15 protein-coding genes are annotated in these 14,568 nt (G+C 64.6%); 2 read left to right on the top strand and 13 right to left on the bottom strand.

Going from position 1 to position 14,568, the window contains the following annotated elements:
- Positions 1–65 precede the first annotated feature (65 nt).
- Positions 66–836 (top strand): phospholipase effector Tle1 domain-containing protein, encoded by a 771-nt coding sequence (locus ACTIF6_RS24015; RefSeq protein ID WP_439590273.1) that lies wholly within the window; start codon positions 66–68, stop codon positions 834–836.
- Positions 837–854: 18 nt separating this feature from the next.
- Here ACTIF6_RS24015 and phnY read toward each other — a convergent pair whose 3' ends face one another.
- Genes phnY through phnD form a run of 6 tightly spaced genes read right to left on the bottom strand, consistent with a single transcriptional unit; the run spans position 855 to position 7,185 of the window.
- Positions 855–2,309, bottom strand: a complete 1,455-nt coding sequence (phnY, locus tag ACTIF6_RS24010) for a phosphonoacetaldehyde dehydrogenase (protein WP_439590272.1) — start codon at positions 2,307–2,309, stop codon at positions 855–857.
- Positions 2,306–3,409, bottom strand: a complete 1,104-nt coding sequence (gene psrA, locus ACTIF6_RS24005) for an iron-containing alcohol dehydrogenase PsrA (RefSeq protein ID WP_439590271.1) — start codon at positions 3,407–3,409, stop codon at positions 2,306–2,308. The genes phnY and psrA overlap by 4 nt, the downstream gene beginning before the upstream one ends.
- A gap of 9 nt (positions 3,410–3,418) precedes the next feature.
- Positions 3,419–4,669: a phosphonoacetate hydrolase gene (gene phnA / locus ACTIF6_RS24000; protein WP_439590270.1), complete on the bottom strand. Its 1,251-nt coding sequence runs from the start codon at positions 4,667–4,669 to the stop codon at positions 3,419–3,421.
- A 1-nt stretch (position 4,670) separates the two neighbouring features.
- Positions 4,671–5,489, bottom strand: coding sequence for a phosphonate ABC transporter, permease protein PhnE (gene phnE, locus ACTIF6_RS23995; RefSeq protein WP_439590269.1), 819 nt, complete (start codon positions 5,487–5,489; stop codon positions 4,671–4,673).
- Positions 5,486–6,325, bottom strand: a complete 840-nt coding sequence (phnC, locus tag ACTIF6_RS23990) for a phosphonate ABC transporter ATP-binding protein (protein ID WP_439590268.1) — start codon at positions 6,323–6,325, stop codon at positions 5,486–5,488. Before phnC ends, phnE begins: the two co-directional genes overlap by 4 nt.
- Positions 6,322–7,185, bottom strand: coding sequence for a phosphonate ABC transporter substrate-binding protein (phnD, locus tag ACTIF6_RS23985; protein ID WP_439590275.1), 864 nt, complete (start codon positions 7,183–7,185; stop codon positions 6,322–6,324). The genes phnC and phnD overlap by 4 nt, the downstream gene beginning before the upstream one ends.
- A 230-nt stretch (positions 7,186–7,415) precedes the next feature.
- Between phnD and ACTIF6_RS23980 the strand changes: the two genes are divergently transcribed.
- Entirely contained in the window at positions 7,416–8,321 is a 906-nt protein-coding gene (locus ACTIF6_RS23980) for a LysR substrate-binding domain-containing protein (protein WP_439590267.1), read from the top strand.
- Here the strand turns inward: ACTIF6_RS23980 and ACTIF6_RS23975 are convergent.
- The 7 genes from ACTIF6_RS23975 to ACTIF6_RS23945 are packed head-to-tail and all read right to left on the bottom strand — an operon-like array spanning position 8,318 to position 14,567.
- Positions 8,318–9,352: an amidohydrolase family protein gene (locus ACTIF6_RS23975; RefSeq protein ID WP_439590266.1), complete on the bottom strand. Its 1,035-nt coding sequence runs from the start codon at positions 9,350–9,352 to the stop codon at positions 8,318–8,320. The two genes, ACTIF6_RS23980 and ACTIF6_RS23975, sit on opposite strands and share 4 nt — an antisense overlap.
- 13 nt (positions 9,353–9,365) lie before the next feature.
- Entirely contained in the window at positions 9,366–10,331 is a 966-nt protein-coding gene (locus tag ACTIF6_RS23970) for a PDR/VanB family oxidoreductase (RefSeq protein WP_439590265.1), read from the bottom strand.
- A 28-nt stretch (positions 10,332–10,359) separates the two neighbouring features.
- Complete coding sequence (locus tag ACTIF6_RS23965) at positions 10,360–11,220, bottom strand: fumarylacetoacetate hydrolase family protein (RefSeq protein WP_439590264.1); 861 nt, start codon at positions 11,218–11,220, stop codon at positions 10,360–10,362.
- 39 nt (positions 11,221–11,259) lie between these two features.
- The gene (locus tag ACTIF6_RS23960) at positions 11,260–12,123 is read right to left on the bottom strand and encodes an SDR family NAD(P)-dependent oxidoreductase (protein WP_439590263.1); all 864 of its coding nucleotides are present in this window, start codon (positions 12,121–12,123) and stop codon (positions 11,260–11,262) included.
- A gap of 30 nt (positions 12,124–12,153) precedes the next feature.
- Positions 12,154–13,083, bottom strand: coding sequence for a 3-keto-5-aminohexanoate cleavage protein (locus tag ACTIF6_RS23955; RefSeq protein ID WP_439590262.1), 930 nt, complete (start codon positions 13,081–13,083; stop codon positions 12,154–12,156).
- Between the two features lie 37 nt (positions 13,084–13,120).
- Positions 13,121–13,672: a carboxymuconolactone decarboxylase family protein gene (locus ACTIF6_RS23950; protein WP_439590261.1), complete on the bottom strand. Its 552-nt coding sequence runs from the start codon at positions 13,670–13,672 to the stop codon at positions 13,121–13,123.
- Complete coding sequence (locus ACTIF6_RS23945) at positions 13,665–14,567, bottom strand: VOC family protein (protein WP_439590260.1); 903 nt, start codon at positions 14,565–14,567, stop codon at positions 13,665–13,667. The genes ACTIF6_RS23950 and ACTIF6_RS23945 overlap by 8 nt, the downstream gene beginning before the upstream one ends.
- Position 14,568 lies beyond the last annotated feature (1 nt).

Here is a 14,568-nt window from a genome sequence, read left to right as displayed (position 1 = left end):
GGATAGAGCGGCAACGTGGCTCAGATTTCAACGTGAAAGCGTCCCGAAATGGCCCAGCTTTGGAAATGAATCAACACACGACCTTCCACGACACGCGCGTGCCCGACTACGTGGCCAACGTGCGCCACGCCCTCGCCCTGCATGAGGTGCGCGAACCTTTCGAGCCGCTGCTGTTCGCCGACAAGTGCCACGGCTATCAATCGCTGCAGCAGGTGTGGTTCCCCGGCGCGCATTCGGATGTGGGCGGCAGCTACCCCGCCCACGAGCGCACCTTGTCCAACCTGGCGCTGGACTGGATGGTCTGCGAGGCCGCACAACTGGGCTTGCTGGTGGATCTGAACCCGGCGCGCGCGCCGAACCTGGCCCCGCTTTGGGACATCCACCACGAAGCGAACGGGAAATTCCTGGCCACGGGCATCGGCATGCGCCAGGTGCTGCGCCGCCTTCCCACCGCGCCCACGGTGGCCAAAGACATGACGAGCCACAAGCTGCACGAGGTCGCGCTCCAGCGCCTGCAGCAGCGCCCCGCGCAACACCCCTACAGTGGCCTGCGCAGCGGCCTGCGAGCGCTGTTCTCGGAAGTGGACGAACACACGCAGGTGCTGGACGAGCGCCTGCAGCTGGAACTGGGCGTGAGCCCGCTGCCATGGCAGACGGACTGCTCGGTGCGCAAGAACTGGACCTTCCCAGACGTGCCCCGGCCCACAGGCAAGACCTGGCAACGCAAGCGGGCGGCGCCCGCATCGCCGCGTGATGCGGAGTCGCAGTACATCAAGGTCATGCGGCCGATTGATCCCGAAAGATTCAAGCTTCGGAACAAGCCGCCAGCGCCGTGAAACGGCGAGCCTTCGGCACTACCAGGGCAACGTGAACGTCTTCCCGTTGCAGAACGACTTCATGGCTTCCTGCACGCCTTCCTTGTAGCCCAGACCCGAATCCTTGATGCCGCCGAAGGGCGTGAGTTCGATGCGGTAGCCGGGCACTTCCCACAGGTTCACGGTGCCCACCTTCAGCTCGTGCGCGAAGCGGGTGGCGTAGTCCATGCGGTTGGTGCAGATGCCGGATGAGAGGCCGTATGCGGTGCCGTTGGAGATGGCGATGGCTTCGTCGATGTTCTTGAACGTGACGATGGGCGAGACGGGGCCGAAGGTTTCTTCGCGCACCAGGGTCATCTCGGGCCGCACGCGGTCGAGCACGGTGGGGGAATACAGCGCGCCGTCGCGCTGGTTGCCGGTGAGCAGGCGGGCGCCCTGGCTCACGGCTTCGTTCACCAGTTCCTCGAAGCGGGCCGCGGCCTGCGCGTCGATCACGGTGCCCATGTCCATGTTCCCGTCCATGGGGTCGCCGTGTTTCCAGCGGCGGGTTTTTTCCACCACGAGCTCGGTGAAATCGGCAGCCACCGCCTCGTGCACCAGCATGCGCTTCACGGCGGTGCAGCGCTGCCCGGAGTTCTTGTAAGAGCCCTGCACCGCCAGGTCGGAAGCCTTGTCGAGGTCGGCGTCTTCCATCACGATCAGCGGGTCGTTGCCGCCGAGTTCCAGCACGATGCGGCGGTAGCCGGCCTTCTGCGCGATGTATTTTCCAATGGGCACGCCACCGGTGAAGGTGATGAGGTCGACGTGTTCGTTGGTCAGCATTTCATCGGCAATCTCGCGCGGGTCGCCCGTGATCACCTGGAACATCTCGGGCGGCAGGCCGGCTTCGTACAGGATGTCGGCCAGGAAATAGGCCGAGAGCGGCACTTTCTCCGAAGGCTTGAGCACCATGCGGTTGTTGGTGGCGATGCTGGGCACCACCTTGTGCGCCACCTGGTTCATGGGGTGGTTGAACGGGGTGATGGCGGTGATCACACCTTGCAGCGGCTCGCGCATGGTGATGACCTTGCGCTTCTTGCCGTGCGGCGTGAGGTCGCAGCTGAACACCTGCCCGTCGTCGCGCAGTGCTTCGTTGGCGCCGAACACCATCACGTCGGCCACGCGGCCGATCTCGTACATCGAATCCTTCTTGCACAAACCCGATTCGAGCGTGATGAGGGTGGACGCTTCTTCGGCGCGCGCGCGCAGCAGGGCGGAGGCCTTCTGCAGGATGCTGGAGCGCTCGTAGCGCGTGAGCGTGGCCTGGTAGGCGTGGCCGATGCGGTAGGCGCGCTTCACATCGTCCAGAGAGGCCAGCGGCACGGTGCCCACGCGCTCGCGGCTGAAGGGGTTGATCACGTCGAGGTTGCGGTCGCGGGTGAGGCGCTCGCCGCCGATGCGCAGCGCTTCGGCGCGAAAGTGCTCGCTGTCGCGCAGGGGGTTGCGTGCGTTCATGCCAGGATCTCCTCGGCGGTGTTTCCAATGAAGTTCTTGCCGCGCGCGCCACCCTGGGCATGCAGCACCATCTGTTCGGCTTCTTCGTCGCTCACGCCGTAGTCGCTGAAGCGCGTCTTCACGCCCAGGTTTTCGATGAAGCGCGCCAGACGCGCTGGTGCATCCGCCAGCGACGGGCCCAGGGCCTGGGTGAGCACGGCGTCGCGGTCGGCGCGGTGGCCGATGGCGCGCTCCAGCACCATGGGCAGCGGGAACGAACACGCAATGCCGTGCGGAATGCCGTAGCGCAGCGTCATTTCATAAGAGATGGAATGCGCCAGCGCGGTCTTGGTGTTGGAGAAGGCCATGCCGGCCTTGAGCGCGGCCAGCGCCATGCGCCCGCGCAAGTCCAGGTTGCCCAGATCGCGCATGAGGCGGGGCAGCACGTCCAGGATGTCCTGCACGGCGGACATGGCCAGCGTGTCCGACATCGGGTTGGCGTTGACGTTCCAGATCGATTCGAGCGCGTGCGAGAGTGCATCGAGCCCGCTCTGCAGCGTGACGGACGCCGGCAGCGAGAGCATGAGTTCGGGGTCGATCAAGGCCACGCTGGGCCAGGTCTGCGGCAGGTGCAGCGAATACTTCTTCTGCCGGCCCCGGTCCCAGATGGTGGCCCAGGGTGTCACTTCGCTGCCGGTGCCGGCGGTGGTGGGCACGGCAATCAATGTCTTGGTGGCGTGCGGTGCAAAGGCCGCCCCGGTGGCCAGCAGGTCGATGAGTTCCTGGAACCCGCCACTGGCCGTGCCGACCATCAGCGCCTTGGCGGTGTCGATGGCGCTGCCGCCGCCCACGGCCAGGATCACTTCCACGTCGGCGTGGTCGCGCCAGAAGGCTTCATAGGTGTGCGCGAGTTCGGCCACGTCGGGGTTGGGCAGCACCTGGTCGATCACGCAGGCCAGTTGCGCGCCCAGCACGCCTTCGACGCGCGCCACCAGGCCGAGTTGCCGCGCCTCGGGAAACGTCACCAGCGCGGCCTTGCGGCCGGCCAGCAGCGTCGGCAGGGACAACAGGGCTCCCGGCCCGTACACGCTCTGCACGGGGTTGAAGTAGTTCGCGGTCATGGAAGGCCTCTAGGCGGTCGTCGTCGTCACGGCGTGGTTGAGCGCCAGGTCGAAGATGTCGAAGTTGCGCAGCCGGCGCCCCGGGATCAGGCCTTTGAGCTGGCGGTTGAACAGCAGCGGCACTTTCTGTTCGGACAAGCCGCCGTGCGAGCGCAGGGGCACGGTGAGGCCGCTCAGGTCGTGCTCCGATGCGCGCGTGCCCAGCACCGTGAGGTGGTCGGAAACCACCACCAGATCGCCAATGCGGTCGGGCGGGAGTTCGAAGCGCTCGGCCGCTTCCTCGCGCGTGAGCACCGCTTCGATGCCATCGTGCGCCATGAGGGCGCTGGCCACAGCGCGGGGGTTCGTGCCCTTGGCCAGGTACACGGTGGCAAACGAACCGAGCGCGCCGTGGTGCACCACGTAGGGGTCGGTGATGGGCAGGATCACGCGGCTGCCGTCGCCACCAGCAGTGGCGTCCATCACCTCCTGCAGGTACACCACGCGGGGCTGGCCGGCGGCGTCGGTCTTGGGGCTCATGCCGTGGTCGGCGGTGAGCGCGATCACCGCACCCAGCGCGTCGAGCTGCGCCAGGTAGCCGTCCATCATGGCGTAGAAATCGTTCGCGCCTTGCGTGCCCGGTGCGCACTTGTGCTGCACGTAGTCGGTGGTGGAGAGGTACATGATGTCCGGGCGGCGCGTTTCCAGCAGCTTCACGCCAGCGGCAAACACGAACTCGCTGAGGTCGGCGCTGTACACCGAAGGCACGGGCTTGCCAACGAGTTCGAGCACGTGGTCGATGCCGCTGTCGGCCACGGTGGCCTTGTCGGCCTTCTCGGCAGAGAAACAGATGCCGCCCTGGAGCTGGTGGCCCAGCAGGGTGCGCAGCTTGTCCTTGGCCGTGACCACGGCCACGCTGGCCCCGGCGCGGGAGAACGCGGCCAGCAGGGTTTCGGCGCGCAGGTAGGCGGGGTCGTTCATCATCACTTCCTTGCCCACGCTCATGTCCAGGAAGTAGTTGCCGCAGATGCCGTGCACCGAAGGCGGGGCACCGGTCACGATGGACAGGTTGTTCGGGTTGGTGAAGCTGGGCACCACGCAATCGCCCACCAGCGAAGTGCCCTTGGCCAGCATCTTCTGCATGAAGGGCGCCACGCCAGCCTGGATGGCCTGGGTGATGTAGTCGGGCTCGCAGCCATCGACGCACACCACCACCACCGGCTGGGTGGGCTTGCTGTACTCGCGGTCGTTGACCTTGAGCTTGAAATTGTCCGGTGCCATATCAACGAGCTCCTTGTTGGATCCAGGCGCGCAGCTTGCTGGAAACGTAGTCGGCGGTCATGACCATGGCCACGATCACCAGAATGCAGGTGGCCGTGTCCTGGTACTGGAACAGCTTCATGCTGCCCACCAGTTCAAAGCCGATGCCGCCCGCGCCCACCATGCCCAGCACGGTGGCCTGGCGCAGGTTGGTCTCGAAGCGGTAGAGGATGACGGCGATCCACGCGGTGACCACCTGCGGCAGCACGCCGAAGATGATGATCTGGATCGGCCCGGCGCCAGTGGAGCGCAGCGCCTCGATGGGGCCCTGGTCGATGTCTTCGATGGACTCGGCGAAGAACTTGCCCAGCATGCCGGCACCGTGCAGCGCGAGGGCCAGCACACCGGGAAATGGACCCAGGCCCACCGCGGCCACGAAGATCAGCGCGAGGATGATCTCGTTGATGCCGCGCATGATGTTGAGCACCTGCCGCATGAAGTGGAACACCGCGATGTTGGGCGAGATGTTGCGCGCCGCCAGGAAACACATGGGCACCGCCAGCACGATGGCCAGCAGCGTGCCCCAGATGGCGATCTGCACCGTTTCGATGGCGGGCTTCACCAGCTTGCTGGCGAACTCCCAGTTGGGCGGAAACATGCGCGAGAGGAAATCACCGATCCAGGGCGCACCCTTGGCGAGTTCGCTGAAGCTGACCTGGCTGCCGATGGCGGCCCACCAGACCACGCCGAACAGCACCACCGCACTGGCGGCGTACTTCCACCAGCCGTCGTTGCCGCCGCTCTTGCCCACGAGAAGGTTGTAGCGTCCGATGCCGATCATGATTGCTCCAGAGCCAGTTGGGGGGCAGCGTGTGCTGCAACAGCCTGCGGGGACGCTGGCGCGAAAGCAGCCGCCGCTTCAGGCGCGGCCACGGCTGGGCTTTCCAGCCCGCCGGGGTAGATGCGCTGCAGCACTTCTTCAGTCAGTTCATCGGGCCGACCTTCGAACACGACGCGGCCGGCGGCCACGCCAATGATCCGTTGGCCGAACTCCACGGCGTAGTCGACCTGGTGCAGGTTGCAGATGACGGTGATGCCGGACTCGCGGCTGGCCTGCTGCAGGTAGCGCAGCACCTTGCGCGAGGTTTTGGGGTCGAGGCTGGCCACGGGTTCGTCGGCCAGGATCACCTTGGGGTGCTGCGCGAGGGCGCGGGCAATGCCCACGCGCTGCTTCTGCCCGCCCGACAGTGTGTCGGTGCGCACGTCGGCCTTGTGCTCCAGCTCCACGCGGCGCAGGCACTCGTGCGCGGCCTCGATGTCCTTGCGCGGAAAGAGCTGGAACCACGAGAGCAGCGCCGGCATGGAACCGAGGCGACCGGTGAGCACATTCTTCAGCACCGAGAGACGCGGCACCACGTTGTAGTGCTGGAAGATCATGGCCACGTCGCGACGGACCTTCCGCAACCCGGAGCGGTCGCCCCGCGAGAGCTCGCCGTCCACCCGGATCTCGCCGGCCGAGGGCTCGGCCAGGTGGTTGATGCACCGCAGCAGCGTGGACTTGCCCGCGCCCGATGCACCCAGGATGACGACAAACTCCCCCTTGGCCACGGTCAGGCTCACGTCGTGCAGCGCGACGAAGTCGCCGTAGCGCTTGGTCAGGTTGCGGATCTCGATCATTTCATCTTCCTCAGATCGAGATTGAGCAGCTTGGCCGTGTCGCGGATCACGTTGTAGGCGGCGTCGTTGGTGGGGTGGAAACCGTTGAGCAGACCCTGATCGGACCAGGGAATGTCCTTCACCTGCAGGAAGGCGGCCTGCACGCGCTTCTTCAGGTCGGCCGGCAGGTCGGTGCGCCACACGGTGGGCGACTCGGGGATCGGGTCCGACTTCCAAACCTCGACCAGGTCTTCGCGCTTGGCCAGGCCCTTGGCAATGGCGGCGTCGAGAATGCGGTCGGCAATCGCGGCGGCATCGATCTTCTTGTTCTGCACGGCGATGGCGCTGGAGTCGTGCGAGCCGGAGAAGATGACGCGACCGAAATCCTTGTCGGTGTCGAAGCCCGCCTTCATCAGGCCGGCCTTGGGGAATAGGTGGCCCGAGGTGGAACTGGGGTCGACGAAGGCGAAGGTCTTGCCTTTCAGGTCGGCCACCGTCTTGATGCCGCTGTCCTTGTGGGCAATGACCTGGCTGTGATAGAAGGTGCGCCCGGCCTTCTTGGTCTCCGCCACGGCAAAGGCCTCGATGGGTGCGATGGTGGCGCCCAGCACATACGAGAACGGACCGAGGTAGGCCACGTCCAGGCGCTTGGAGCGCAGGGCCTCGATGACGCCGTTGTAGTCGGCCGCCACGAACGGCTTCACGGGCATGCCCAGCGCGTTCGAGAGCATGTCCATCATCTTCTGACTGTTGGCGATCATGGCGCGGGAGTCTTCGGAGGGGATGAGCCCCACGGTGAGGACTTGCTGCGCGCGGACCGGGAAGGTCAGCGAGCCGGCCACGGCGGCGGCGGTGCCCATCAGCACCTTTCTGCGATTCATCATGAGCTTGTCTCCAGTGCGTTGTACTGTCATGAAATTTCTCCATCTTTGGCTGGGCGGAATTGCCCGGCTTGGAGTTTTTCCGCCGGACATGACGCGCCTGTGACAACGATGAAAATCCACGAGCGGACGGTGGTTCTTCTGACTCCTGCACCGCTCTGGACACAGTAAACCACCGCATTCACAATTCGACCAATTCAAAGATTTCCGAACTTCCATTCATTTTTTCTATGCGACTCACCCAGCTCCGATCGTTCTATGCCGTGGCCCGCATGGGCAGCTTCACGAAGGCGGCGGAGCATCTGCACGTGAGCCAGCCCACCATCACCACGCAGGTGCGCTTTCTGGAAGAGGCTTACAAGGTGGAGCTGTTCCACCGCAGCGGCAGGCGCGTGCAGCTCACGCAGCTGGGTGAACAGCTCATGCAGCTCGCGCAGCAGATCTTCAGCCTGGAAGCCGATGCGGTGAGCCTGCTGGGCGATGCGGGCGAACTGCGCACCGGTCTCCTGCGCGTGGCAGCGGTGGGTCCGTTTCACGTCACGCAGATGCTGGCGGACTTCAGCCAGCACTACCCCGACATCAAGGTCAGCGTGAGCACCGGCAACTCGCAGGACGTACTGGACCGCCTGCTCGACTACCGCGCCGACGTGGGCGTGCTCGCGCAACTGGTGAAGGACGACCGCTTCCTCTCGGTGCCTTTCAGCCGCCACCCGGTGGGTATCTTCACCTCCACATCGCACCGCTTCGCACGGCGCCGCAGCATCCGGCTGGCCGAGCTTCAGGGCGAACGCATGATCCTGCGCGAACACGGCTCCACCACCCGCAAGGCACTGGAACTGGCCCTGCAGAAGGCCGGCGTGGAAGCCGAGGTGGTGATGGAGATCAGCAGCCGCGAGGTGATCCGCGAGGCGGTGGCGCAGGGCATCGGCATCGCCGCCGTGTCGGCGGTGGAATTCGTGCCCGGCCCAGGCCTGCACATGGTGGGCATCAGCGACTCGGACATCTTCACCTACGCGCACGTGGTGTGCCTCGCCGAGCGCCGCACGATGCGCATGGTCAAGGCGTTCTTTGATACGGTGTCGCTGCCGGCAGAAGGCGCCACGCGCGCCTCGCGCAAGAGAGCCCACGCACACTAGTCAGCCGGCGGCAACCCGAGCCAACGGCGCGCGTTGGTGTGTCGCAACGCTTCTCGCACGGCTTCGTCCAGCTCTATCGACTCAACGCGTTGCGCAGGCTCCGAGTCCATGATGGTGAACGGGTAGTCCGTTCCCACCATCACCTGTGAAGGGCCCGCAAGCCTCACCAGCGCTGCGATGGCGGTGGCGTCGTACAGGAGGTCGTCGTAGAACATGCGTTTGGCGGCTTCGCGAGGCGCTTCTGCCATCGCCTCGCGAACCGCAGGCAAGACCTCCCAAGCCTTCTGCAGGCGGGGTACCTGCACCTGCAGCGAACCACCCCCGTGGCTGAACGCGATACGCAGCCCAGGCACGGCAGCCAGTGTTCCGCCGGTCATCATGGAGATCGCGGCCAGCCCGATTTCGCCCGGGAATGCCACGACCTGTTCGTAGTTCGGCTTGCCAACGATGCGATCCAGGCCTGCGGGACGCAGCGGATGCACGAACACGGCAGCGCCCAACTTCTCGCATGCCTGAAAAAACGGAAGAAACAGCGGGTCGCCTATCGGCGTGCCGTTGATATTGCTACCGATCTCGACGCCCGCCAGCCCCAGCTCGCGGATGGAGAAGTGCAACTCATCGATGGCGAGTTGCGGGTCCTGCATGGGCACGGCCGCCAGCCCGCTGAAACGACCAGGAGCCGACTGCACCATTGCAGCGATCGTCTCGTTGAGGAACCGGCACATCGCCGCGCCGTCTTCCCCCGTCAGCCAGTAAGACAAGAGCTCCGGCATTGGCGACAGCACCTGCCGTTCGACGTTCATGCGCTCCATGTCGGCGAGACGCACCTCCAGGTCCCACGCCTGGTGCGAGACCGTGCGGTACACAGCGCCCCCGAGCATCACGTGCTGGTGGCACGGTTTGGCCGGCGCCATCACGGGCCAGCGCGCATCCGGATGCCGGCCCATGTACTTCGGAAACTGCTGCGGAACCACATGGGTGTGGATATCGACGCAGCCGCAGGAGAAACGGACGTACGGGGATTCGGACATGGATGGCGTCGTTTCAGAGATCGAGGACCAGCAATGGGTCCAGCGAGCGCGAGCAGCAGACCAGAATCCTGTCGTTGGCGGCGCGCTCGTCGTCGGTGAGGAAACTGTCTCGATGGTCGGGGCGTCCTTGCAGAACGCCTGTGAGGCAGGTGCCGCAGACACCTTGCTCGCACATGACCTCGACTTGTATGCCATTGCGCGACAGCACGTCCAGCATGGACTCGCCGTCTTCAACGTCGAGCTCCTTTTCGCTGCGCGCGCAGCGCAACCGAAACCCGCTCTTCGATCCGGCCTGGGCTGCGGGGTCGGCCGAGAAGTACTCCGAGTGCACGGAGCCCTTCGGATAGAACGCCGATGCGACCTCGATCGCCAGCTCCATGAACGGTCGCGGTCCGCACACGTAGACATGGCCGCCTGCAGGCGGCTGCGACAACAGGGCTTGAAGGTGGTCGCGAAGCCGGTCGGGCTCGATGGCATGGTGAAAGTCGACTTCGGTGGCCCAATCCTTGCCGCCGAGGTCGGCATGGAAGGCGGTATGCGCTGGCGAACGGGTGAAGTACTTCATGCGGAAGGGCTTGCCCGCAGCCTTCAGGTGCCGGGCCATCGACAGCAAGGGTGTCACGCCGATCCCACCGGCCAGCAACAGATGCTCGGTCGCGTCCGCGGCCAACGGGAAATGGTTTCGGGGACCCGTGACCGGTATGACGTCTCCCACTTGAATCCGCTCGTGCAGCGCCAGGGACCCACCTCGTGAAGCGGTCTCTTTCTTGACGGCGATGACATACCGGTCGCCCTCGTCAGGTCCATTGCAGAGCGAGTACTGCCGGATCAGGCCGGGGCCGAGATGGAGGTCAATGTGCGCACCCGGCGCAAAGCCGGCCACACGCGCTCCGTCGACCCGCTGCAGATCGAACCGACGAATGTCTTCGGTCTCCGCATGGATCGCCGTCACTTGCATGTCGATGGTGGATTCAGCCACAGGCGCCTCGAAACAGAATGCGGCGAATTTATTCAGCGACGACCGGATTGCGAAGGATGCCGATCTTTTCGATCTCGATCTCGCACACGTCGCCGGCCTTCATGAACAGCGGGGGGTTGCGTGCGATCCCCACGCCGCCGGGTGTGCCCATGACCAGCAGGTCTCCAGGTTCCAGCGTCAGGCATTCCGACATCAGGTGCACCGTGCGGGCGACGTCGAAGATCATGTCGGAGGTGTTGGCACTCTGCATGACCTCGCCGTTGACGCGGCATTCGATCTTCAGGCCCTTGGCGCCTGCGGGCAGTTGGCTGGCAGGAATGAATTCGGGACCGAAGCCACCCGTGCCATCGAAGTTCTTGCCGATGGTCCACTGCGCCGTCTTGCGTTGGTAATCGCGGATGGAACCGTCGTTGAAGCAGGAATAGCCGGCGATGTAGTCCAGCGCGTCGGCCTCGCTGACGTGGCGTGCGCGCTTGCCGACGAATGCCACGAGTTCGGCCTCCCAGTCGAGCATGGCCGACACCTTGGGGACGACCAGAGGCTGGCCATGGCCGACGAAGGAGCTGGCTGAACGGAAGAACACCATCGGGTATTGCGGCACCTCGCGCTTGTTCTCGTTGATGTGGTCGTGGTAGTTCAGGCCCAGGCAGATGGTCTTGACGGACTTCATGGCCAGCGGCAGCAACTTCAGTCCCTCGTAAGCGATGCGGCTTTTCGAGCCTTTCGCCAGCGCAATCGCCTTCTGCACGGCCTCGGCGCCGCCTTGCTGCAACAGCTCCGCCATGTCTGTGGGCAGGTGGGGAGCGATCTCGGAAAGATCGACGACTTCATTGTCAAAGCGCACGCCCAGTGTGGCAGCGCCATTTTTCTCGAAACGGATGATGGCCATGAATAGCTCCTGAAGAAGATGAAGGGTGGAGATGGGAGGTCAGAGCATCGCCATGCCACCGCTCACACCAATGTGCTGGCCAGTAACGAACGACGATTCGCGCGATGCGAAGAAGGCGACGGCGGCAGCGATCTCGCTCGGGTGAGCCAGGCGCCCGATGCCTCCGGCCTGGCCGCGCGCTTTAGCCGCCTCGGCCATGGCCTGCATCACCTCGGGCGGATTCCAGGAAGGATCACGAAAGCCAGAAGGAGGAAGCGGATCGGGATCGCCATCGGCGGCGGTTTCGATGCCCCCGGGCGACACGCAGTTGACGGTGATCCCGTCGCGCAGCACTTCACCAGCGAGCGTCGCCGTCAGCCCGACCATCGAGCCCTTGCCTACGCCGGCCAGGATGGTGTGAAAGGGAAAGCCGGTGCGCCAGGCCTCACCGCCGATGTTCACGATGCGGCCGTACTTCTGTTCGAGCATGACCGGCAGCACAGCCTTGGAGCAACGCAGTGTGTTCCATACGTTCCACTGCACGCCCTTCTGCAGCAGTTCCTCGCTCATGTCCACCAGCTTCAACCGGATGAGCGCCGCGGCGTTGTTCACCAGGGCATCGATGCGCCCGAAGCGTTCCTTCGTCTCGCTGGCCATGCGGTCGGCGATGCCGGCTTCACTCAGGTCGCCGGCGAAGGACACGAAACGGTCACCCAGTTCGTCGCACAGCTGCTTCGCGGTGCGCTCGGCGCGTTCGCCCTGAATGTCTGCCACGACGACACTGGCGCCTTCCTGGCCAAGACGGTGCGCGATGGCGCGGCCCAGGCCTTGTGCCGCGCCGGTGACGATCGCAACCTGGCCCTCGAAGCGGCGACATTGGTTGGGAACGGCGTAAGGAAGGGATGCAAAGGCGGTTGCCTGCATACGGGTCTCCGGGTAGGGATGAGGTGTGGCCTAGAAATTGACCGCTTCGCGGCCCTTCAGGGCAAGGATCTGGCGGGCCTCGGCCGGCGTTGCAGGTTCGAGCGACAAGGCCTCCAGCACGGCCCTGATGCGCCGGACCTGCGCCGCGTTGCTCTCGGCGAGCCGGCCCGGACCATCCCACAGCGAGTCTTCGAGCCCCACCCGCACGTTGCCACCCATCGCCGCTGAAAGCGTCGCAATGGGCATCTGGTTTCGTCCAGCGCCCAGCACCGACCACACGTAGGCGTCGCCAAACAGGCGGTCGGCGGTTCGGCGCATGTGCATCACGTCTTCGGGATGGGGGCCGACACCGCCACGCAGGCCGAAGACGCTCTGGATCAGGAAAGGCGCCTTGATCAGCCCGCGGTCGACAAAGTGCGCGGCCGTGTAGAGGTGCGCGGTGTCATAGCATTCAATCTCGAAGCGGGTGCCGTTGGCGGCGCACGATTCCAGAATGTGGGCGATGTCGCGAAAGGTGTTGCGAAAGATCAGGTCATCGCTGTTCTTGAGGTAAGGACGCTCCCAATCGTGCCGAAACTCCTTGAACCGGTCGAGCATCTCGTACAGGCCGAAGTTCATCGAGCCCATGTTGAGAGACGCCACTTCGGGTGCGAACTGCAGCGCGGGCTGCAGCCGCTCCTGAACACCCATGGTGGGTGCACCGCCAGTGGTGATGTTGACCACGACTTCGCTGCGTCTCTTGATTTCGGGCAGGAACTGCCTGAACACGGCAGGGTCCTGCGTGGGCTTTCCGTTGACCGGGTCGCGCGCGTGCAGGTGCACGATCGCTGCGCCAGCCTCTGCCGCTCCCAGTGCGGCATCCACGATTTCTTGCGGCGTCACCGGCAGATACGGCGACATCGATGGTGTGTGAATGGCGCCGGTGACGGCACAGGTGATGATGACTTTTCGTTGGGCCAAGGGTGAATTCCTGACAGATCGGAAACGGATGTGCGCCTTACGCGTCCGGATACACGCGGCCCTGTTCAGGCATGAACCGCGCCGTGTTGAGGATCATGGCCAGCGTGCTGTAGTAGCCGCAGAGCGCCAGCAGTTCCAGCACGCCCTGGCGGCCGAACAGTTGGTTCGCCGCTGCGAACGAAGCGTCCGATGCCTCACCGGTGCGGTGAACGTCATGCGCGAAGTGCCACGCTGCCGACTGCTGCTCCGTCATGTTCTCAGGCTCGCTGCCCGAGTGCAGCGCGTCGAGGGTGGTCTCGTTCAAGCCGTACTTGCGTCCGATTTCCGAATGGATCACCCACTCGAAATGGCACTTCCAGCGAGTTGCCGTGTACAGCACGACGAGTTCGATGACGTCCTTGGGCAACGAGCACTCGAAGCGCAGGTATTCGCCGATGCGATGGATGCGGCTCTCGAGCTCCGGCGCGTGCAGCAGCACCTTGAACGGACCGATCAGCGAGCCGCGAGGGCCGGCGCAGATCTCGTCGTTCACAGCGCGTTGCTGCGGCGTCATCGCTTCCAGAGGGATGGTGGGGAACCGTTCAGTCATGTGCGGAGTCCTGTTCGATCTCGCCCACCGTCGCCTTGCGCGGGTCGAGGAAACTGCGCCAGTAGTCGTACGACTCTGGAATGGGTTCGAAGACGCGCGGCTTGCGGTAGCCGTGCTCCGGGAACTCCTCCATCCCGAAGCTGTATTCCAGGGTGATCCCGTCGGGGTCGAGGAAGTACAGGAACATGCTGCCGGACGCCGGATGCCGGCCGGGGCCGTTGACGATGGCGACCTTCTCGCGCGAGAAGCGTGATATCGCTTTGCCGATGTCGTCGACCTCCGTCACCATGAAGTTGACGTGGTGCAGCAGCGGCGCAGCGCCATGCCCGACCCCGATGCCATGGTGGTATGGATTGGGATGGAATCGCATGAAGCAAACCTGATCGCCGACCCGGTCGGAGATCTTGAACTCGAGCACGTCGGTCCAGAACTTGATGGCCTGCGCGAAGTTGGGGCTCTTCATCACCACATGACCAAGGCGCTGGATCTTGGTGTGAGTGTGCACGTAGGGCTGTCCACCGAACTGCCGCATGGTGCTGTAGAACTCGAACACCGTTGTCGTGGTGGGGTCCGATACGCGCAGGGTGCGACCCTGGTGCCAGGCGGTGCATTCTTCCGGCGGGACGTCGTAGTGACGGACGCCGTGGTGCTTCAACCGATCGGCAAGCTCATCGATCGCCGCGTCATCCTGCATCTCCACACCAATCCGCTTGAGGCCCGGTCTTTGCGAGGGGCACAGGACAATGTTGTGATGGTCCAGGCTGCAACGAAGAAACGCGTGGCCCTGTTCGCTGGTGCCGCTGTACTGCAGACCGACCACGCGTTCGTAAAAATCGCGCGATCGTTCCACATCGGTGACGTTCAGGGCCGTGTAGCCCAGCTTCTCGTAGCGCATG

The sequence above is a fragment of the Hydrogenophaga sp. genome, from assembly GCF_051860785.1.
Lineage (GTDB): Bacteria > Pseudomonadota > Gammaproteobacteria > Burkholderiales > Burkholderiaceae_C > Hydrogenophaga.
The sequence above is the reverse complement of the archived record's forward strand: the minus strand, read 5'-3'. Positions and strand labels throughout refer to the sequence as shown.